This is a genomic window from Lentzea jiangxiensis (genome assembly GCF_900104175.1).
GTDB lineage: Bacteria > Actinomycetota > Actinomycetes > Mycobacteriales > Pseudonocardiaceae > Lentzea > Lentzea jiangxiensis.
The window spans coordinates 29,903-47,521 of sequence record NZ_FNIX01000030.1 but is presented as its reverse complement, the minus strand read 5'-3'; the positions used below and the strand labels follow the sequence as shown (position 1 = coordinate 47,521).

Below are 17,619 nucleotides of genomic sequence, written 5' to 3'. Positions count from 1 at the left end.
GGTACTGCACTGGTTACGGTGTGGGAGAGTAGGTCGCCGCCGAACTTAATTTGCCCTGCGGGTTGAGCGCCACAAGCGCTCCCCGCAGGGCTTTTCACGTATTGGTGCAGGTGGCCCCGCGCCTGGTGAGCGGCTGACCGGGTGATGAGACCCGGCGAGCGGGTGACGCACGTCAACCTGGGGTTGTTCCTCCCTACCGTGATCGTCGTGAACGATCAGTGGGCAGGGGAGGCAGCATTGCGGTGGCGAGCGTGCAGGAGGCGGGGCAGGCACGCCCGCGAGCCCGCGCCGTCCTCGCAGTCGCTCCTGCCCGCAGTGCTCGGCGTCGTGCTGCTGGTGTGCCTGATCCTCCTCCTGCTGACCTACCTCTAGCGGGACTGCAGCGCGTCGAGCGCCACGGCCTGAGCGATCACGAGCCGGCGGTCGACGCCAGGATCCTGGATGCGGATCAGGTAGTGGTCGCGGATCCAGGTCTTCTTGTCGACGCTGAACACGGGAGCGCCGTTCTCCGTGGTGAAGTCGAAGTGATACCGCATGGGGAACGGCGCGTCTCCGACGACCGGGATCCACTGCCAGAGCCGCCGGAAGCCCGCGAGGAACCCGTTCCGCTCGGCTCCTGTCGTCTGACCCCAGCCCGGCTGCTCGAGGTGCCAGGTCGACCGCAGCAGCGACTTCGCGAAGTTCTTGCGGAACAGGCCGATGGACCGGCCGCCGGCGTCCGTCACGTCGTAGCCGCTGCCGAGGTCGATCACCTTGCGGGCGTTGAACTCGAACAGCACCTGGTTCTTCGACGAGTCCGTGTAGACCGTGATCTTCTCCTTGATCTTCAACCGCTTCTGCTCGGCGAAACCGACCAGCGCTCCGGGCTTGCCGTTGTCGTCGGCGAAGACCTCGTAGCGGTTGACCATGAACGTGACCTTCTGGTGCACGTGCAGGGCTTGCGCGTTCTGGAGATTCACAGCTCCCCCTTCTCCACGGCGACAGGCGTGAGGCTCCCGGTCGGGAACCGCCGCTCGTTGCGCTCGATTTTGGCGAACGCGGCCTCGACGAGGTCGACGTTGAGCTTGTCCGCCAGTCTGGTGAGGTAGTGCATCACGTCCGCAAGCTCGTCCCGCACGTTCCACGCTAGCTCCGGGTCCTTCATCGCGTCCTTCGCCTCTTCCGGCGTCAGCCACTGGAAGAGGTCGGTGAGCTCGCCGACCTCCGCGGACAAGGCCATGACCAGGTTCTTCGGCGTGTGGTAGCTGTCCCAGTCGCGGGCAGCGGCGAACGCCCGCAGGGCGTCCCTCAGGTCCACGAGATCACGGTGACTCATGTTCCACTGACTACCACGTGGACGAACGAGCAAGGACGGTGGCTGATCAAGCATGGATCGTCCGCGTCAACGTTGATTAGCTCTAGTCATGTCAACATCGACCGCAATCAACGCCTCGTCCATCCTCGTTCTCGGTGCCACTGGCAAGACCGGCCGTCGCGTGACCGACCTCCTCGGCGCTGCCGCCCGCCCGGCGTCCCGGTCGTCGTCCACCAGGTTCGACTGGTCCGATCAGGACACCTGGGAGCCCGCCCTCGCCGGCACGACCGCCGTCTACGTCGTGCCGCCGGAGGACCCTTCGCTCCTGGCCGAGTTCGTGCCGCTCGCCGTGAAGTCGGGCGTCACCCGGCTCGTGCTGTTGTCCATGCGCGGTGCCCCGGACGACGACCCGTTCGAGGCGGCGATCAAGGACTCCGGTGTCGAGTGGACGATCCTGCGGCCGACCTGGTTCATGCAGAACTTCGACGAGGACATGTTCGCGGCGCCCGTCCAGCACGGGGAGCTGGCAGTCCCGGCGGGCGGGGGCGTGCACCCGTTCATCGACGTCGTCGACATCGCCGAGGTCGCCCTCGTCGCGCTGACGCAGCCCGGCCACGACGGGCAGACCTACGAGCTGAGCGGTCCGGAGGCGCTGTCGTTCCCCGAGATGCTCGCGCGGATCACCGAGATCACGGGCAAGCCCGTGCAGTACGACGACATCGCGCCGGAGGAGTTCGTCGCCTCGATGCGCACGCTCGGTTACCCCGGCGAGATCGCCGATCTCGTCACGATGCTGCTGGTGCGCATTCGCACGGGGGAGGAGGCACACCTCTCCGACGGCGTGCGGCGAGTGCTCGGACGAGCGCCGCGGACGTTCGCCGACTACCTGGGCAGCAGCAAGTTCGCCTGAAGACCGCGCGTGCCCTCGTTGGTGATCACAGCTTCGCAGAGCACGCGCCCGGTGCGGGTGCGCCATTCCTGTGCGGTGTCGCAGTAACGCAGACCCGTCGCGTAGCCGAGCTGGCCGATGGACTCGCCTTCCAGGAGCACCTCGAGGGTCCGCTCGCCGATGTGGGAGCCCTTCGCGATGCGGCTGTCGCGGAGTTCGGCGATCACGTGTACGGGTGTGCGGCCGTTGACCACGCGGTGCAGCACGTACTGGTGGGACGGTTCTCCCACGACGGCGACCTGGTGCTCGGCGGGCAACGTCAGCGCCGTGCCGAGTGATTCGTGGTCGAGCAGCAGGAGCCGAGGGGCGCCGAGGTGCAGGTGCACGGTGTAGGGGCGCCGCCCGCCGAGGACGCGGGCGGGGCACGAGCCGACCTCCCCGCGCTCGGCGAGCTCGAGCAGGAGCGGCTGGTACTCGGCGGCCAGGTCGCCGCGCAGGTAGCCGACCGTGACAGCGGAGCCGTCCCCGCGCAGCAGGTCGACCCGCACCGCCGCGAGGTCGTGCCGGCCCGCCGGTTCCGGCACCAGCACGGCGGTCACCGGGACCGCGTCGTCCAGTGTCGGGGAGTGCCTCGCCACCTCGGCGATGGCGTCCTGGTGGTGCGCCTCGCCGGCGATCGCGACCCGTCCCGCCGTGGACAGGCGACGCAGGCGGGAACGGGTCCGCGTCGGGACGATCTGGTCGGCGGTGTGCTTCTTGCTGCCGACGAACATGAGCGCGAAGAGCGCGAGGCCGATGACGAAGCCCAGCGGGCCGAAGGCAACGGTCAGAACCAGCGCGAGCACGGCAACAGCGATCAGGACCGCGGCAGGCGAAGGCTCCATGCGTTGCTGCATCGTCATGGGGTGTCCTCACGACTCGGCTTCCCCGTCACTCTCAGTGTCGGAAAAGCCGGGCGATGCGTTTCACGAATCGCTCATTTGGCCTAGCGTCACGGGTTGGGGGCTCCAGCCCGTGACTGGAATTCGGCGCGGATCAGGATCGTCGACCGACGGCGACACCGGGTTCTCCTCGGTGAGCTTGTAGACGATGCCCTGCCGGAACCACACGTGCGTCGCGACCCAGGCGATCACCCCGAAGACGAGGACGCCCACGAGGTAGCTCCAGCCGTCGGTGAAGAGCCGATACGCCGAGTAGAGCGCCATCGGGGTTGTGAGCGCGGAGATGAGCAGCGCCGCCCAGCGGTTGCCGTGGTTGACCTTCTGGGTGTTGCGGACCGGCGGTTCCTGACCGGCCAGGCCCCACAGCAGCTTGGCGTGGAACCACCGGCCGCTGTCGAGCGGCGGTCGCGGGTCCGGCGTCGCGCGCACCCGCGACCGTTCCGAGACGATCCGCGCCGTCCCGTCGGCGTCGTCGACCGGCAGCAGCCACTCCTGCCCGCAGCCGATGATCCGCAGGACCGGCCCCGGCGTGATCGTGAGCTCGCTGGTATTGGCCAGCCGCCACTGCGCCGGCGTCCGCACGACCCCCGCCTCGACGCCGCGGATCCGGTCGAACCGGAGCGCGACCCGCCCGACAGGGCTCATCGGGTGCAGCGGCGCAGGCAGCCGGTCGAGCAGCAACCGCCGGGACTGGATCCGCAACCGGCCTCCGCCGCGCAGCCCGACGGCCACCTCGACCGCCGACCGCCGCACGGAACCGCTTACCGGCCGCACCACGATCCGCGCGGCGATCCACGCGAGTCCGAACGCGACAACCGGCGCGGCCGCTCCCGCCGCCGCGTGCTCCCAGCCGTCGAGCAGCCCGTAGATCAGGCCGCCGAACAAGGCGGGCACCGACGGCACCAGCGCGATCTTCGGCCATGCCGTCGTCATCCACCAGAAGACGGTGAACAGCACGACCGCCAGCGCCGTCGGCCACAGCACGGCGATCTGGGTGAAGGAATCGCGGAACTCGCCGGCCCAGTCGAACGTGCCGTCGCGGACCTCGCGCCGGTACAGGTAGGACGAGAGCACCTTGTAGCCGGTCGGCACGCCGACGACGGCGGTGAGCAGGAACGGTGCGGCCAGCAGGTACCGCAGGTAGACCAACACGACTTCCCCCAGGTTGTCGGATCAGAACAGCGAGCGGCTCGCGGAGACCGGTCGAGGGCTCCAGCCCGTGACCGGCGTCCGGTGTGGATCGGGATCTTCGTCCAGTGGTGAGCGCGGGTTTTCTTCGGTGAGCTTCTGCGTGGCGCCGATGGAGCCCCAGGACAGGACTGTGCCCAGGGCGACACCACCGAAGATCAGGACGCCGAAGACGAAGGTCCAGTCGCCGGTGAACATGCGGAACGCCGCGAACCCGGCCATCGCCGTCGTGAGGGCGCTGAGCACGAGCATCATGTGGTGCGCGCCGTGCTTGACCTTCTGCGGGTTCGGCCGCAGCACCGGAGCGTCCTGGAGCTCCCACAGGTGCTTCGCGCTGGTCCAGCGCCTGCTGTCCATCGGCGGGCGTGGTTCTGCCTTGCCGCGCACCTCGGCCCGTTCGAGCACCAGCCGGGCCGCCGCCTCGGCGTCGTCGACCGGCAGCAGCCACTCCTGCCCGCCGCCGATGATCCGCAGGACCGGCCCCGGCGTGATCGTGAGCTCGCTGGTGTTGGCCAGCCGCCACTGCGCCGCGGTCCGCACAGCTCCGGCCTCGACGTGCTTGATCCGGTCGAAGCGGATCGCGACCCTGCCCACCGGCGACCCCTTGTGCAGCGGCGGCGGCAGCTTGTCGAGCAACAGCCGCCGCGACTGCACCCGCAAGCGCCCCTCGCCCCGCAGTCCGACGACGACCTCGGCGGCCGAGCGCCGCACATCCCTCGTGAGCGGCCAGGACACGATCTGCGCCGCGAGCCACGCAAGCCCCCACGCCGCCGCAGGTGCGGCCACGGCCAGCAGCGTCTTCTCGACCGTCCCGCTGAACAGTCCGGTGAGCGCGAGCGGCGCCGACGGCAGCAACGCGATCCGAGGCCATGCCGTGGTCATCCACCACAGCGCCGCGAAGAGCACGAGCGCGACGGGGACGGGCCAGAAGCCGCCGATGTGGTCGGTGAACGTCTCGGTGAACCCGGTGGTGAAAGACCGGCTCGTGCCACCCGGCAGCGACCGCCGGAAGAGCTGCGACGACAACGTCAGGTACACGAACGGCACGCCGACGTAACTGGTCAGGATCAACGGCAGCGCGACGAGATACCGCAAGAACATCATGTGGTCCCCAGGACTTGATCAGTGGACCAGGGTAAGGCGTGCCCGTCCTCCGGGTCCTGGTTCTCCACCACCTGGCAGTGCTGTCAGCACAAGCCCGAACACCATGCCGTTGAGCTCTTCCAGTCCGAGGTGGAGCGCCTTGGCCACGTGCGCCGGCGTCGTGCCGTTCTCACGCAGCACCCTGAACACCTTGGTGAGCAGCTTCGAGCTCTCGCGCCGCGTCATGCCGCCCTCCACGAGGCTGTGGACGTTCGCCCACCTCGTGAACTGCTCACGGCCCACGTGCCAGTGCCGGTGGTCGGTGCCGGGCAACTGCCGCTGCGGCATCAGGAACTCGGCCGCGAACTCGCGGGGTTCGTCGTGCCCGAGGAGCACCGCGAGCTGCACCGCCGCGTCGAACCGCGCCTGCTCGGGCGTCGACGAGGGGTCGAGGAACAGCAACGGTGTCCCGTTGTGCCAGCAGCAGAACGCCTCGTGCCCGGCACAGTCGACCGGCAACGAGAACACCCGCACACCGTGCGACTCCAGCAACTGCACCATGTTCGGCGCTGGCCAGTCCGCGAGCCGCCACGCGTCCCGCGTGCCCTGAGGAGACGTTCGCGGCGGCGGCAGGTCCGGCTGCGGCAGCACGAACAGGCGCTCCAGCCACCCGTTGAACTCGATCGCCAGCTGCGCGGCTGCCGTGACCTGCTCGTCCGGCGGCGCGTTCTGCGGCCGCGGCGGTTCGTCGGCCATCAGGAACCCGGTCGGGAACCCCAGCGCTCCCGCCAGCGACTCGACCGTGGCCGGCAGCGGCGTGCGCACCCCGCGTTCGTACTCGCCGATGGCCCGCGCCTGCACACCCGACTTGTGCGCCAGCTCAGCCACGGTGAGACCGCGCCGGGTGCGGGCAAGCGTGAGTCGCGAGGGCGTGAGCATGATCCGGTCATTGTCGCTGCTGGCTCACCGGGCTGCCAGGCGGGTCCTGCCGGGACCGCCGGACCTGCGGTCCCACGCCGCTCCGCGGGTGCCGGTAGCGAAGTCGCCCCGGCCGTCACCGCCGGAGCGCGATCGGGAAGTCCACCTCCTCCGGACCGTCCATATTGAGCGTTCTGGTCTGTGCGAACTCCATCGGCGGCAACGAGATCCGGTGCGCCCACCGCTCGATGATCTGGTTCTGCGGCGTCGGCTCCGGCTGCGACACCTCGCGCAACACGACGAGCCGGTCCTCCAGCTGCAGCGCGTACGTGACGAGGAACCACAGCTTGAAGCCCTCGTTGCGCACGTTCTCGAACAGCGCGAACTGGTCGTGGTCGTTGTCCCGCATCATCGCCGCGATGGCGGGCCCCTTCGCGTAGTCGCTGCGCAGCGGCGCGTCGGGCGACCCCGTGCCCCGGTTGCCCTGCAGCGTGCCGAGCAGGATCGGCCGCGACGGGTGCCGGACCAGCCCCGCGTTCCAGTGGTCGAGGCGCTGCCAGCCTTCCTCGGCCAAGAGCTGCCGCAGCGTGCCGACCCGGTGGATCCAGTCGAGCAGGCCGGGCGCGTTGGTCGGCCCGAACGGCGGTGAGGCGGCGCGGGCGTCGATCCCGGCGGCGATCGCGCGGTCCAGGACCTCGAGGCGCAGGCCGAGGTCGCCGAGCTGCTCTTCGGCGGTGGGGGTGCGCTTGCGGAAGGCGGCGTTGGTCATGGGTCGACGGTAACCGCGGGGTCTGACAATTCCGGGAGACTGCGGGTCGTGTACCGCTACGTCGACGCCGGTCCCGCCCCGCCGGCCACCTCGGAGGCGACTGCGCAGGCATGCGCCGGACCCGCCGCACGGGCACCGCGCCGGAGATGGCGGTGCGGCGGGCGTTGCACCGCCGCGGGCTGCGTTACCTCGTGGACGTCGCGCCGCCGGGGACGAACAAACGCAGGCGGGTGGACGTGCTGCTGCGCGGCGCCCGGATCGCGTTGTTCGTCGACGGTTGTTTCTGGCACTCGTGCCCGGAGCACGGCCAGCTGCCGAAGGCGAACCGCGAGTGGTGGCGTGTGAAGCTGCACGGCGTGGTCGTGCGCGACCGGGACACGGACGTGCAGCTCACGGCTGCCGGCTGGCGCGTCGTGCGCGTGTGGGAGCACGAGGACCCGGACGACGTCGCCGACCGGGTCCTCGCCCTGGTGACCGCTCTCCCGGCTAAGCCGCCACCTGGGTGAGCTCGTGCAACGCGTCCCGCTCACCCAACCGCTCCCGAGCCCACTCCGCTACCACGGCGTCCTGCGCGAACACCACGATCTGCCGGTCCGCCGACAGCTGCAGCAGCAGGTCGAGCACGGCGCGGGTGCGGACGTCGTCGGCCTGCACGGTGACGTCGTCGAGCAGCAGCGGGCACGGTTCGGTGGACAGGTGCTGGGCCAGGGCCACGCGCAGCAGCAGGTAGACCTGCTCGGCGGTGCCCAGGGACAGCCGCGAGGCCTGGTGCCACGTGTCGGAGGCCGTGCAGACGCGCACGGTCAGGGACGACGGGTCCACGGCGGCGTCGACGTAGCGGCCCTCGGTGATGGTGGGCAGCCAGGTGCGCAGCGTGTCCTCCAGGGCCGGGGTGATGGTGCTGTGCACCTTCTCGCGGGCCGCGGTCAGGTAGCGGGAGGCGAGGTCGACGGCTTCCACCTCGGCGGTCACTTCCGCCAGCACGGCGGTGGCGGTCTCCACGGCCTCCTCGGCGTCCGGGACGCTCGGCAGACAGCGGGCCAGTTCGGCCACGGTCGCGGCCAGTGAGTCCGCGGACGCCGCCAGGGACGGGGCGACCGGGGGACAGGCCGCGTAGCGGGCGGCGGCTTCGAGCAGGGTGGCGTGGCGGGTCTTGGCCGCGGAGAGCGTCGCCTCCAGGTCGTCCAGGGTGCCGTTGGCCAGCAACGTCTGGAGTTCGGCCCACGCGTTGCGTTCGTCTTCCGCTTCGCGGAGCACGCGGTCCCAGCCGCGTTGCCATTCGGCGATCGCGCGCAGCAGGTCCTCGGGGCGGTCGCCGGTGCGGCCGATCGCGGTCACGGCCTCGCGCAGCAGGTCGAGGGCCTGGGTGTGGGCGGCGGCGGCCTCGGCGACGGTGGCTTCGGCCAGGCGGCGGTCCGCCAGTGCCTGGACCAGCCTCGGGCGCCCGGCGGCCATCGACGCCTGCCGGGCGCGCACCTTGCAGTCGGTCTCGTAGTCGACCAGCAGGTCCGCGACGGACATCGACGGGTCGGTCTTGCCGCGGGCGGCCAGTTCCACCCGGACGGCCTTCTCGGTGCGGGCCACCTCGCACAGCAGGTCGGCGTGTTCGGCCTCCCACGCCGCGCGGTTCGCCAAGCGCCACAGGGTTTCGCGGTCCGCTGGGATGCCGAGAGCGGCGCACCCGGCCACGGCCTCGTCGTGGGCCCGGCAGGCCTCGGCCGCCACGGCGCGCTGGCCCTCGGCCTCGGCCAAGGCGCGGTCCGCGGTGAACAGGACGCCGCGCGCCCGGTTCGCGGCGGCGGCGCGTTCGGCGGCGAAGGTCACCGCCGCCTCGCGCTCGGGCCCGTTGTCGCGGGACAGGGCACCGCCGACGCCGGCCACCAGTGCGGCGACGAGGACCCCGGCGGCGGCCGGGTGCCGGCCGGTCAGGAACAGCAGCAGGCCCACCAGCGTCGTCAGGCAGCTCAGGGCGAGGAGGGCGTTGCGCAGGAGCGGGTTCGGCACCGGGATCTCCTGCACGCGCGCCGCCGCCACGTCCGCCTCCACCTGGGACCTGGCCGCGTTCACCGCGGCCTCGTCCTGGACCTGGCGGGCGTGGTCGACGTCGATCGACGCGGTGGTCAGGCGGGCGCCGCAGGACGGGTCCAGGCGTGTCGCGAGACCCCGCAGCACGGACGGTTCGGCGCTGGTCGGCGGCGACGGGCGGCGCTCGCGGTGGGCCGCGGCGACAGCGGAAGCGGTCGCGTGGGCCGAGGCCACGACGCGGAGGTCGTCGTCCAGGGCGGTCTCGCCGACGGGGAGCCCCGGCAGCGCCTCGAGCTCGGCTTCCAGACTCGCCGCCGACGAGCCCGTCAGCGCACGAGGAGTCGGCGCGGCCCGCCACGCGGCCAGCGCGCGGTTCACCAGACGCGCCAGCGCTTCCTGCTCCGCCAGCCCGGACGGCGGGGAGTCGCCGAAGCGCTCCTGCAAGCTGTTCAGCCGCGTCATGTGGGAAGACAGCTCGTCGAGAAAGGCGGCGTGCTCCCGCACGGCGAGACGCGCGCGAGCGGCGGAAGCGGACCGCGCCTGCGCGGACAGCTCCAGGTAACGGGCGTGCTCACGACGAGCCGCGGCCAGGCCGGTTTCGGCTTCCCGCAAGCGGTTCCGCGCGTCCTGCACCGCCTCCACCGGCACGGTCAGCCGTCGCAACGCCTGCTCCACGGTGCCGTCCGTGCCGGCGGTCGCCGCGGCACGGCGCAGGTGGTCCCGCAGGCCGTCCGCTGAGTCCAGCACAGTCAGCAGCTGCGCTTGGTCGACGCACGCGGTCGCGGCGAACGACGTGCGGTCCAGCCCGAGCCGCCGGGAGACGTCCGGGGCCGAGTCGTCGTTCAGGTCGCGGTCCACGGCCACGACCTCACCGGACTCCAGCGACAGCATGGCCGCCACCCGCCACGACTCGCCGTGCCACGGCCGGTGCCGCGACGACGGCTCGCCGCACAGCGCGGCGCGGATCGCGGCGTGCCAGGACGACTTCGCCGACTCGTTCACGCCCGACACCACGGTCAGGCCGGGCGCCAGCGGCAGCGTGCGGTCGTGCAGCGGCCCGAAGGCGTGCGCGGTGACCGACTCGATCCTCATCGGCCCTCCAGCGCCCGCAGCCCGGTCGCGAGCACCCGGCCGCGCACGGTGGTCTCCAGCGACGGGTCCGCGAGCACGTCGCGCACGAACTGGCCGCGCACGGTGCGTTCGGCGGCGACGGAGTCGAAGTCCGGCAACGGGAACGCCTTCTCGTGGTCCAGCCAGTCGAGGTCCCTCGACGCGGACACGTCGACCACCTCGCGCGACACCGAGCCGTCCTCGTTCACCGTGCACAGAACGGCTCCGCGCTCACCGGTCTCGCCCGGCGTCAGCGGGTCCGGGTTACCGGGGAACGTGTACCGCGCGGCGTGCTCCGGGGTGTGCACGTGTCCGAGGAACGCGTGGTCCAGCCCCGTGATCGCAACGTCGCAGGGCGGGAAACCGTGGCACAGGGCCAGGTTCACGCCGCCGCGGGTGACCGCGAACCCGTCCAGCACGTCCCGCGCGGGACCGGGTCCGACGTGCGCGGCGCCCCACAGCGTGACGCCGTCGGCGAGTTCCACGGGCGACAGCTCCTCGGACGAGAACACGTGCACGTTCGGCGTCCAGTCCACCTGCTGGTAGACCGACCGCGGCCCGTACCGGTCGTCGTCGCCGGGAGCCAGGAACACCGGCACCGGGCAGTCGAACACCGACCGCAGGAACGAGGCCGTGGAGGGGGCGCAGCGGTCCTGCTCGTACAGGTCGCCGGCGCAGAGCACCGCGTCGACCTCCGACTCCTGGGCGAGGTCGACGATGCGCTCCAGCGTGTCGCGCAAGGCCTTGCGCCGCACCGGTCCCGCGCTGGGGAAGCGCGTGTCCAGGTGCAGGTCAGCGAACAGCAGCAGTTTCACCGGTGCCTTCAGCGAGGTCGATGGTGCCGGACAGGGTCAGGGGTGGCTGGAGGACCGCGCACACGTTGGCGATGTCGGCGTGCCAGCCGGCCAGCTCCGCGACGGTCGGGGTCAGCTCGTAACCGTGCTGGCGGACCGCACGGCTCAACGCGTGCCACAGCTGGGAGACGTCATGTGCCACATCAGCGTCCACATGGGACGGAAGGCTGATCAGCAGGGCGTGCACGGGTTCGTCGGAGTTCCCGACGCCGCACGCGCGGGCCACCGACCGCTCCACCGCGGTGCGCAGCAGCTCGGCACTGCACCGGATCCGCACGCCGTCGAGCTGCCCGGGGCGTGCCAGCAGGTTCGCGACGCAGGTCAGCCGGTCCTGCACGTCAGGGGGAAGAGTCATCGCCGCAGCCACCCCGCCAGCAGTTCGGCGTCCCGTATCAGCACGTCCAGATCGCCGGTCTCGCCGCCGACGCGGCACGCCCGCAGCAGGTCCACCGCCCACGAACCGACGACGTCCTCCAGGTGCGGCAGCAGCTCCGCCGCCTCCGCGTGGTCGTCGAGCACGGCCAAGGCGAGCTTCTGCCTGGTCGTCAGCGCGCACTCCAGCACGCGTTCGACCTCGGCGTGCGGCATGCCGCTCTCGAGCCGTTCGCGCCGGAACCGGGCGTGCGACGCCGCTTCCAGGGCCGCGCGGCAGCACGACGCCACGAGCTCGGCCCGCAACGCGTCCGGCAGGTCCGCGTCACCGCGCATCGACCGGGCGTCGTTCAGGCACCGGCCGACGGGGTCGTCGGACATCCGCACCTGCACGACGGACTCCTCGCCGCGGCAGACCTCCCAGACGGTTCCGCTGAGCCGCAACCGCCGCAACGCCTCCACCAGCCGTTCGTCGTGCGTGAAGACCACGACCTGGCGCGTGAGGCCGACATCGGCGAGCACCTGCGCCAGACCGTCCACCTTGGACGCGTCCATCGCCTGCACCGGGTCGTCGATCATCACGAACCGGAACGGGCTCTCGTCGACCACGGCGCGCGGCAGGAACAGCGCGAGCCCCAGCGAGTGCAGCTCTCCCTGGCTCATCACCGCGAGCGCCGAGTTCGAGACGCCGTCGACCGACACGTCCAGCTCGACGTTGCGGGTGCCGCCGAGCCGCACCGCGCCGAGGCCGACGTTGCTCTGCTGGCGCAGCCGCTGCCAGATCCGCTGCGACTCCTTGGCGAACGGCGCGATGCGCTCGGACCGCAGCGTGGCCGCGGTCTTGCGGATCCAGTTCTCCGCCTCGGTGACGTCGGCGAGCACCTCGCTGTCCGCCAGCGCCTGCTGCGCCTGGGAGTGCCACTCGAACAACGCGATCGCCATCGGCCGCCACACGAGGTCGCGGCGGTCGATCTGCTCCCGTGCCACGGACTTCAGCTGCTCCACGGCCTGGGCCAGCTCCGCGTGGCGGTCGAACACCTCCCGCCGCAACCGCACCGGGTCGTCGACCGAGGCGCACGCCTCCCACGCCTGCCAAGCCCGCAGCACGCCCGTCGTGTCGAGCACGTCCTGCGTCTCGGACAGCACCTCGGGCGCCGGCTGGCACAACGCCCGGGCCGCCGCGACCGCCACGTCCAGGCGGTCCGCGGCGCCGTGCAGCTGCGCGGCGGCCTTCGCGAGGTGCTCGGCGCGCTTGCGGGCCTTGCCGAGCCAGTGGCCGTCGAGCCTGCCGAGGTCGCACACCGGGCACGTCCGGGTGCCGCCGGACTCCTGCAGCTGGATCGTGAGCCGCAGGATCTCGCTGGAGCGCAACGAGTCCTGCGCGTTGTCGGTCGCGACGACGGTGACCGCGCCGAGCGCCTGGTCGAGCGCGTCGCGAACCCTGGCCACCTCGTCGTCGGGCGGCAGCGGGATGTCCGCGATCCGGTGCAGGAGGCTGGTCCCGCTGCCCACGTCGGCGCGCAGCGCGAGGTCCGCGATCGCGTCGAGATCGGGGCAATCGCTGCCGAGCAGCTCGGCGGCGCGGCGGGCGCGTTCGTCCGGGGACGCCACCAGCTCCACCCGCACGCGTTCACGCCGGTCGTAGGGGCGGGCGACGATCTCGGCGAGGCGCTTGCGGTGGTCGGCGAGCGCCTGCTGCGCCTCGGTGATCGCTTCCAGGCCCAAGAGGCGGTGCATCGCCTCGTAGAGGTCTTCTGGCTGTGCGTCGAGAACGGTCCCCAGCTCGCTGTACGGCAGGAACGGCCGATAAGTCTCCAGCGCGTCGTGCCACCTGCGGTCGTCGAACGGCTCGTCGTCCTGCGTCCACTCGCCCTGCGCGGGGTCCTCGCCCGGCGCCCAGCGTCTTCGGATCGTCGTCCGGCCCGGCCGCGCGGCCTGCACGAGGTCCAGCTCGACGGCGGTGTCGGGCTGGTGCAGGTTGCGCCAGCCCTGGAGCCACACGTCGTGCCTGGCGTGGGTCCAGCGCGCGTTGCAGCCGGTCAGCGCCAGTTCCGCGGCCTCGGCGAAGCTCGACTTGCCCGAGCCGTTGCGCCCGGTCACGACGGTCAGGCCGGGACCCGGTGCCAGCGGCAGGCGTGCCCGGGGGCCGATGCCCCGGAAACCGCGCACGCGGATCTCCGACAGGTAGATCCCGTGACCGGGGCCGTCGGTCTGCTCCCGCGGGGCCTCCTGCCGGTCGGGCACGCCGGCGAGGGCGCGGTCCAGCGCTCCGCCGCCACGGCACGCCGCCAGCACCAGTTCTGCCGCACGTGGGGTGAGATCGTCTTTGGCCAGTCTCCCGGCCATCAGTTCGAGTAACCCGGCTTCACCCGCCACGGTCACGTTTCCTCCAGCTGCCACCACTCGATAGGGCGGCAACTTAGGCACCAAACGAGAGCTACTGACGAGTACTCACACGATCGGGTGGTGTTACATAGGGTGACTAAAGTAAGCCGTCGTCGTTATGGTCCCCACACCTCGAGCCCCCGGACCACGAAGTACGCGTCGGGCACGTAGGTGCCGTGCCGGGGGTAGGTGGTGAACTCGGCCTCGGTGGAGCAGTTCTCGCGTTGGTAGACGGTCGCGTCCCTGCTCAGGCGGTTAACGAAGGACTTGCCGACGATCTTGAGCGTGATGCACTCGCCGGGGTTTGCGGTCTCCAAGTCGAGGCGTTGCACAGCGCCGGTGTAGTCAGGTCCCGACCACACGCAAAACTCGCCCTTGTCACAGCTCTTGTCACTCTGCGCTACAGCGATCCCACTGCAGGCAACCGCGCCCGCGGTGATCACCAGGGCGGTGATGAGGCTCTTCGACGGCATGGACGCACCTCCGCCAAGGAGTGTGGGTCCATTCGGGTCACTCGGCCAGACGATCTTGGAGGCCCTTCGCGTCGCGCGGCGCGTAGGCCTTCGCGTCGTTGTCGAAGTAGACGTACACGTCACCGTGCCGCGCCCACGCCCGGACCTTCTCCGCCCACATGTCGAGGCCCTCGTCGGTGTAGCCGCTGACGTAGAGCTCGTCGTGGCCGTGCAGCCGGACGTAGACGAAGTCGCTGGTGACCTCCTCGATCAGCGGGTACTTGCCGGCGGCGTCCGCGACCACGAGCGCGATGTCGTGCCGTTTGAGCAGGTCGATGAACTCCGGCGTGTGGTAGCTCTCGTGGCGGATCTCGAGGGCGTGGCGCATCGGCCGTTCGGCGTCGGTGGTGGTGTGGGCCGGGTCGACGCGGTGGTCGTGCCGTTCGGCGATCTCGGCGGCCTCGGTGGTGGTGCGGGGGAGGCCCTCGAAGAAGCCGGTGAGCAGGTCGGCGTCGAACCGCAGCGTGGGCGGGAGCTGCCAGAGGATCGGGCCGAGCTTCGGACCCAGGGCGAGGACGCCGGAGGCGAGGTAGTTCGAGAGGAGCTCGTTGCCGTCCTTGAGGCGCTTCATGTGCGTGATGAAGCGGCTTCCCTTGACGGCGAACACGAAGTCGTCCGGGGTCTCGGCGGCCCACTTCCGGTAGCTCGACGGGCGTTGCAGCGAGTAGAACGAGCCGTTGATCTCCACGGAGCCCAGTTGCCGGCTCAGGTAGGCCAGCTCGCGCTTCTGCGTGACGCCCTTGGGGTAGAACACGCCGCGCCACGGCGGGTACACCCATCCAGAAGTGCCGATCTTGACGTCACCCATGCGGTTATCGTGGCACGGTGGACGCGTACCTACAGCGCATCGGTGCCTCGCGCACGTCGTCGTTGGCCGAGTTGCAGGAGCGGCACCTGCTGAGCGTTCCGTTCGAGAACCTCGACATCCACATGGGCACCAGGATCGTCCTGGAGATCCCGTGGCTGCACGAGAAGATCGTCGAACGGCGCCGTGGCGGGTTCTGCTACGAGGTCAACGGGTTGTTCGCGGAGCTGTTGCGCGACCTGGGGCACGAGGTCGCGCTCCTGGCGGCGCGGGCGTACGGCGCGGAGCAGCGGCTCGGGCCGCCGTTCGACCACCTGGTGTTGCTCGTGGACGGTGCGTGGCTGGTGGACGTCGGCTTCGGGGCGTTCTCGCTGCACCCGCTGTCGTGGACGTCGCGGGACGACCAGGAGGACCCGGCCGGCGTGTTCCGGCTGCGGGACAACGGCGACGACGTGGACGTGTTCCAGGACGGCGCGCCCGTGTACCGGGTGGAGCGCAGGCCGCGGGAGCTGGCCGAGTTCGTGCCCACCTGCTGGTGGCACCAGACCTCACCGGAGTCGCACTTCCGCAAGGGCCCGATGGCGACGCGCGCGACACCGGGCGGGCGGATCACCGTGACCGACCGGAAGGTCGTGGTGACCGAGAACGGCCGCAAGACCTCGACCGACGTCGAGGACCCCGCGGCCGCTTTCCGGGAGCACTTCGCCATCGAGTTCCCGCGGAGTCACTTCCGGCAGAGCAGCGCGTCCGGCGTCCTGCGCCAGTTGTAGGCGACACCGGCGACGTGCTCGTCCTGCGCGCACTGGCCCTTGTAGTGCCCGTTCGCCCAGTCACCGCCGAGGTCCGGGCGGTTGTCCCCGCGGTCGAACCACACGACGCGGGTGGTCGATCCGCCCGCGATCGGCGCGCAGACGAGGGTGGAGTTCGCGTAGCCGACGGCCGCGTCGCCGTGGGGGCACTGGAGCTTCGTGTAGCCGCGCGCCCAGTCGGTGGTCACGTGCCGCTCGTTCGTGACCCGGGTCGTGCCGCTCCACTGTGGACCGCTGACGCACAGGCCGCGGTTGCCGGTGTGGCTGACGCCGGCGAGCTTCTCGCTCTGCGGGCACGACTCCTCGAGGAGCATGTTCCACCGGGTCTCGCGCGGGATCTGCCCGGTGCGGCCTGACGCGTTCACGAGCCGGTTCCACGCGCTCGCGCGCCAGTCGTCGCCGTCGTTGACGCTGATGCGGTTCCCGGCGGCGTCCCAGCGCAGCAACGCCCAGCTGTTGCCGGAACGGTTGGTGTGGAAGCCGACCAGCGGCCAGTAGGCGAAGTCGGTGTCCTGCTCGATCAGCTGGTCGACGAACCGCTCGAACCAGGCGCGCGCCTTCTGGTTCGACTCGTCGATGCCGCCGACGCCGAACTCGCTGATCCACAAAGGCGCCGTGAAGTGCTTCTGCGCCTCGGTGATGAAGAACGCCTGGCGTTGCAGGACATCCGTGAGCTCCTGCGGTGACAGGTCCTGGTAACGCGGGTCGGTCGTCTCACCGATTCCCGTCGCGCCGCTGTGGTTCGGGCCGGTGTAGCCGTAGAAGTGGGCGCTGTAGACCAGTTTCCCGGGGTTCGCGATCGTGTGGCTGAGGAACCGCGCGGGTTCGAGCGTCGGCCGGCCGTGCGGGAAGCCGTCGGCCGGGATGCCGGTCCAGTTGATGCCCTCGACGATCACGAGCAGGTCCGGCGCGACCTGCTGGAGTCGGTTCGCGGCCTGCTGCGAGGCCTTGTGCCAGTCGTGGTCGTTGCCCCAGCCCCAGTTCGGGTCGTCCCAGACGGTGCGGCGCACCTCGTTGTAGAGGTCCGCGCCGACGACCCGCTTGTCGGCCTTGTACCGGTCGGCCATGAACACCCAGTCTGCGATCCACTGGTCGGTGCTCTGGCTGGTGTTCCACCGCTCGTTGCCGTCGACACCGCAGCACCAGCGCGACGTCGTGGTGTGGTTGTTGAGGATCACGGCGAGGTTGTTGCGCGTCAGCTCGGCCACGACCGCGTCGTAGACCTCCAGCGGCCGCTTGCCGTTGAGCCGCGCGTCCTTCAGGCCGGTGACGGGGGTGGTGTCCCTGATCATCTGGTTGGAGAACGGCAGCCGGACGCTGTTGACGCCGATCTCCTGGAAACCGCTGATGATCGTCGCCAGGGTGGTGCGGCCGAGGCCCAGCGGGACCTGGTCCGCCTTCTCGCCGGCGTGGTGGTTGGCGGGGTCGTTGACGTCGCCGGAACCGTTGTAGGTGCCGCTCGCACCGTGCCAGTTGCCGGACTTGAGCTTGAAGCGGTCGCCGTGGGCGTCGACGATCCACCGGCCCCTCGTGCTCAGGGGGCCGGTCCAGGTCGCCTCCTCCGCGTGCGCTTGCACGGGGGCCACGAGACTCGCGGCCAGCAGCAGGGGAGCTAAGACGCGAATCGTTCTCATGTCTGAGCAGGCTAGTTGACACCAGGGTTCG

At 70.9% G+C, this 17,619-nt stretch carries 18 protein-coding genes; 4 read left to right on the top strand and 14 right to left on the bottom strand.

The window, feature by feature from the left end:
• Positions 1-207: 207 nt before the first annotated feature.
• Positions 208-372 (top strand): hypothetical protein, encoded by a 165-nt coding sequence (locus BLQ91_RS41910; RefSeq protein WP_176960171.1) that lies wholly within the window; start codon positions 208-210, stop codon positions 370-372.
• Here the strand turns inward: BLQ91_RS41910 and BLQ91_RS37725 are convergent.
• Together BLQ91_RS37725 and BLQ91_RS37720 are read right to left on the bottom strand one after the other, a co-directional pair.
• On the bottom strand, positions 369-959 hold the full coding sequence (locus tag BLQ91_RS37725) for an LURP-one-related family protein (protein WP_245734251.1): 591 nt from the start codon (positions 957-959) through the stop codon (positions 369-371). The genes BLQ91_RS41910 and BLQ91_RS37725 overlap by 4 nt on opposite strands.
• On the bottom strand, positions 956-1,315 hold the full coding sequence (locus tag BLQ91_RS37720) for a nucleotide pyrophosphohydrolase (protein ID WP_090105073.1): 360 nt from the start codon (positions 1,313-1,315) through the stop codon (positions 956-958). The genes BLQ91_RS37725 and BLQ91_RS37720 overlap by 4 nt, the downstream gene beginning before the upstream one ends.
• A 160-nt stretch (positions 1,316-1,475) precedes the next feature.
• On the opposite strand from BLQ91_RS37720, the gene BLQ91_RS37715 reads away from it, so the two are divergent.
• Positions 1,476-2,204, top strand: a complete 729-nt coding sequence (locus tag BLQ91_RS37715; protein WP_245734249.1) for a Rossmann-fold NAD(P)-binding domain-containing protein — start codon at positions 1,476-1,478, stop codon at positions 2,202-2,204.
• Here BLQ91_RS37715 and BLQ91_RS37710 read toward each other — a convergent pair.
• The 5 genes from BLQ91_RS37710 to BLQ91_RS37690 all read right to left on the bottom strand — a co-directional run bounded on the left by BLQ91_RS37710 (position 2,177) and on the right by BLQ91_RS37690 (position 7,082).
• Positions 2,177-3,085: a hypothetical protein gene (locus BLQ91_RS37710; RefSeq protein ID WP_090105068.1), complete on the bottom strand. Its 909-nt coding sequence runs from the start codon at positions 3,083-3,085 to the stop codon at positions 2,177-2,179. The genes BLQ91_RS37715 and BLQ91_RS37710 overlap by 28 nt on opposite strands.
• A 63-nt stretch (positions 3,086-3,148) precedes the next feature.
• Positions 3,149-4,276, bottom strand: coding sequence for a hypothetical protein (locus tag BLQ91_RS37705; protein ID WP_090105066.1), 1,128 nt, complete (start codon positions 4,274-4,276; stop codon positions 3,149-3,151).
• A 21-nt stretch (positions 4,277-4,297) separates the two neighbouring features.
• Complete coding sequence (locus tag BLQ91_RS37700) at positions 4,298-5,413, bottom strand: hypothetical protein (RefSeq protein WP_143023023.1); 1,116 nt, start codon at positions 5,411-5,413, stop codon at positions 4,298-4,300.
• Positions 5,414-5,434: 21 nt separating this feature from the next.
• Positions 5,435-6,334 (bottom strand): helix-turn-helix domain-containing protein, encoded by a 900-nt coding sequence (locus tag BLQ91_RS37695; RefSeq protein WP_090105062.1) that lies wholly within the window; start codon positions 6,332-6,334, stop codon positions 5,435-5,437.
• Between the two features lie 115 nt (positions 6,335-6,449).
• Positions 6,450-7,082, bottom strand: coding sequence for a hypothetical protein (locus tag BLQ91_RS37690; RefSeq protein WP_090105060.1), 633 nt, complete (start codon positions 7,080-7,082; stop codon positions 6,450-6,452).
• 110 nt (positions 7,083-7,192) lie between these two features.
• Here BLQ91_RS37690 and BLQ91_RS37685 point away from each other — a divergent pair, with 110 nt between their 5' ends.
• Positions 7,193-7,588 (top strand): very short patch repair endonuclease, encoded by a 396-nt coding sequence (locus BLQ91_RS37685; protein WP_090105058.1) that lies wholly within the window; start codon positions 7,193-7,195, stop codon positions 7,586-7,588.
• On the opposite strand, the gene BLQ91_RS37680 is transcribed toward BLQ91_RS37685, so the two are convergent.
• The 6 genes from BLQ91_RS37680 to BLQ91_RS37655 form a co-directional block, all read right to left on the bottom strand.
• Complete coding sequence (locus tag BLQ91_RS37680; RefSeq protein ID WP_090105056.1) at positions 7,569-10,199, bottom strand: AAA family ATPase; 2,631 nt, start codon at positions 10,197-10,199, stop codon at positions 7,569-7,571. The genes BLQ91_RS37685 and BLQ91_RS37680 overlap by 20 nt on opposite strands.
• Complete coding sequence (locus tag BLQ91_RS37675; protein WP_090105054.1) at positions 10,196-11,032, bottom strand: metallophosphoesterase family protein; 837 nt, start codon at positions 11,030-11,032, stop codon at positions 10,196-10,198. Before BLQ91_RS37675 ends, BLQ91_RS37680 begins: the two co-directional genes overlap by 4 nt.
• The gene (locus BLQ91_RS37670) at positions 11,010-11,426 is read right to left on the bottom strand and encodes a hypothetical protein (RefSeq protein ID WP_143023022.1); all 417 of its coding nucleotides are present in this window, start codon (positions 11,424-11,426) and stop codon (positions 11,010-11,012) included. Before BLQ91_RS37670 ends, BLQ91_RS37675 begins: the two co-directional genes overlap by 23 nt.
• Positions 11,423-13,789 (bottom strand): AAA family ATPase, encoded by a 2,367-nt coding sequence (locus tag BLQ91_RS37665; RefSeq protein WP_090105050.1) that lies wholly within the window; start codon positions 13,787-13,789, stop codon positions 11,423-11,425. Before BLQ91_RS37665 ends, BLQ91_RS37670 begins: the two co-directional genes overlap by 4 nt.
• 155 nt (positions 13,790-13,944) lie before the next feature.
• The gene (locus BLQ91_RS37660) at positions 13,945-14,301 is read right to left on the bottom strand and encodes a peptidase inhibitor family I36 protein (protein ID WP_090105048.1); all 357 of its coding nucleotides are present in this window, start codon (positions 14,299-14,301) and stop codon (positions 13,945-13,947) included.
• Between the two features lie 37 nt (positions 14,302-14,338).
• Positions 14,339-15,148: a DUF72 domain-containing protein gene (locus tag BLQ91_RS37655; RefSeq protein WP_090105046.1), complete on the bottom strand. Its 810-nt coding sequence runs from the start codon at positions 15,146-15,148 to the stop codon at positions 14,339-14,341.
• Between the two features lie 17 nt (positions 15,149-15,165).
• Here BLQ91_RS37655 and BLQ91_RS37650 point away from each other — a divergent pair, with 17 nt between their 5' ends.
• Complete coding sequence (locus BLQ91_RS37650; RefSeq protein ID WP_090105044.1) at positions 15,166-15,915, top strand: arylamine N-acetyltransferase family protein; 750 nt, start codon at positions 15,166-15,168, stop codon at positions 15,913-15,915.
• Here the strand turns inward: BLQ91_RS37650 and BLQ91_RS37645 are convergent.
• A complete protein-coding gene (locus BLQ91_RS37645) occupies positions 15,870-17,588 on the bottom strand; it encodes a glycoside hydrolase family 5 protein (RefSeq protein WP_090105042.1) in 1,719 nt (572 codons plus the stop codon). The genes BLQ91_RS37650 and BLQ91_RS37645 overlap by 46 nt on opposite strands.
• Positions 17,589-17,619: the final 31 nt, after the last annotated feature.

What these genes read in the sequence shown, in the direction of transcription:
- BLQ91_RS37645 (WP_090105042.1), bottom strand. Translation starts at nt 17,588, where the DNA reads ATGAGAACGATTCGCGTCTTAGCTCCCCTGCTGCTGGCCGCGAGTCTC.
- BLQ91_RS37710 (WP_090105068.1), bottom strand. Translation starts at nt 3,085, where the DNA reads ATGACGATGCAGCAACGCATGGAGCCTTCGCCTGCCGCGGTCCTGATC.
- BLQ91_RS37670 (WP_143023022.1), bottom strand. Translation starts at nt 11,426, where the DNA reads ATGACTCTTCCCCCTGACGTGCAGGACCGGCTGACCTGCGTCGCGAAC.
- BLQ91_RS37655 (WP_090105046.1), bottom strand. Translation starts at nt 15,148, where the DNA reads ATGGGTGACGTCAAGATCGGCACTTCTGGATGGGTGTACCCGCCGTGG.
- BLQ91_RS37690 (WP_090105060.1), bottom strand. Translation starts at nt 7,082, where the DNA reads ATGACCAACGCCGCCTTCCGCAAGCGCACCCCCACCGCCGAAGAGCAG.
- BLQ91_RS37665 (WP_090105050.1), bottom strand. Translation starts at nt 13,789, where the DNA reads ATGGCCGGGAGACTGGCCAAAGACGATCTCACCCCACGTGCGGCAGAA.
- BLQ91_RS37695 (WP_090105062.1), bottom strand. Translation starts at nt 6,334, where the DNA reads ATGCTCACGCCCTCGCGACTCACGCTTGCCCGCACCCGGCGCGGTCTC.
- BLQ91_RS37720 (WP_090105073.1), bottom strand. Translation starts at nt 1,315, where the DNA reads ATGAGTCACCGTGATCTCGTGGACCTGAGGGACGCCCTGCGGGCGTTC.
- BLQ91_RS37660 (WP_090105048.1), bottom strand. Translation starts at nt 14,301, where the DNA reads ATGCCGTCGAAGAGCCTCATCACCGCCCTGGTGATCACCGCGGGCGCG.
- BLQ91_RS37680 (WP_090105056.1), bottom strand. Translation starts at nt 10,199, where the DNA reads ATGAGGATCGAGTCGGTCACCGCGCACGCCTTCGGGCCGCTGCACGAC.
- BLQ91_RS37685 (WP_090105058.1), top strand. Translation starts at nt 7,193, where the DNA reads ATGCGCCGGACCCGCCGCACGGGCACCGCGCCGGAGATGGCGGTGCGG.
- BLQ91_RS37700 (WP_143023023.1), bottom strand. Translation starts at nt 5,413, where the DNA reads ATGTTCTTGCGGTATCTCGTCGCGCTGCCGTTGATCCTGACCAGTTAC.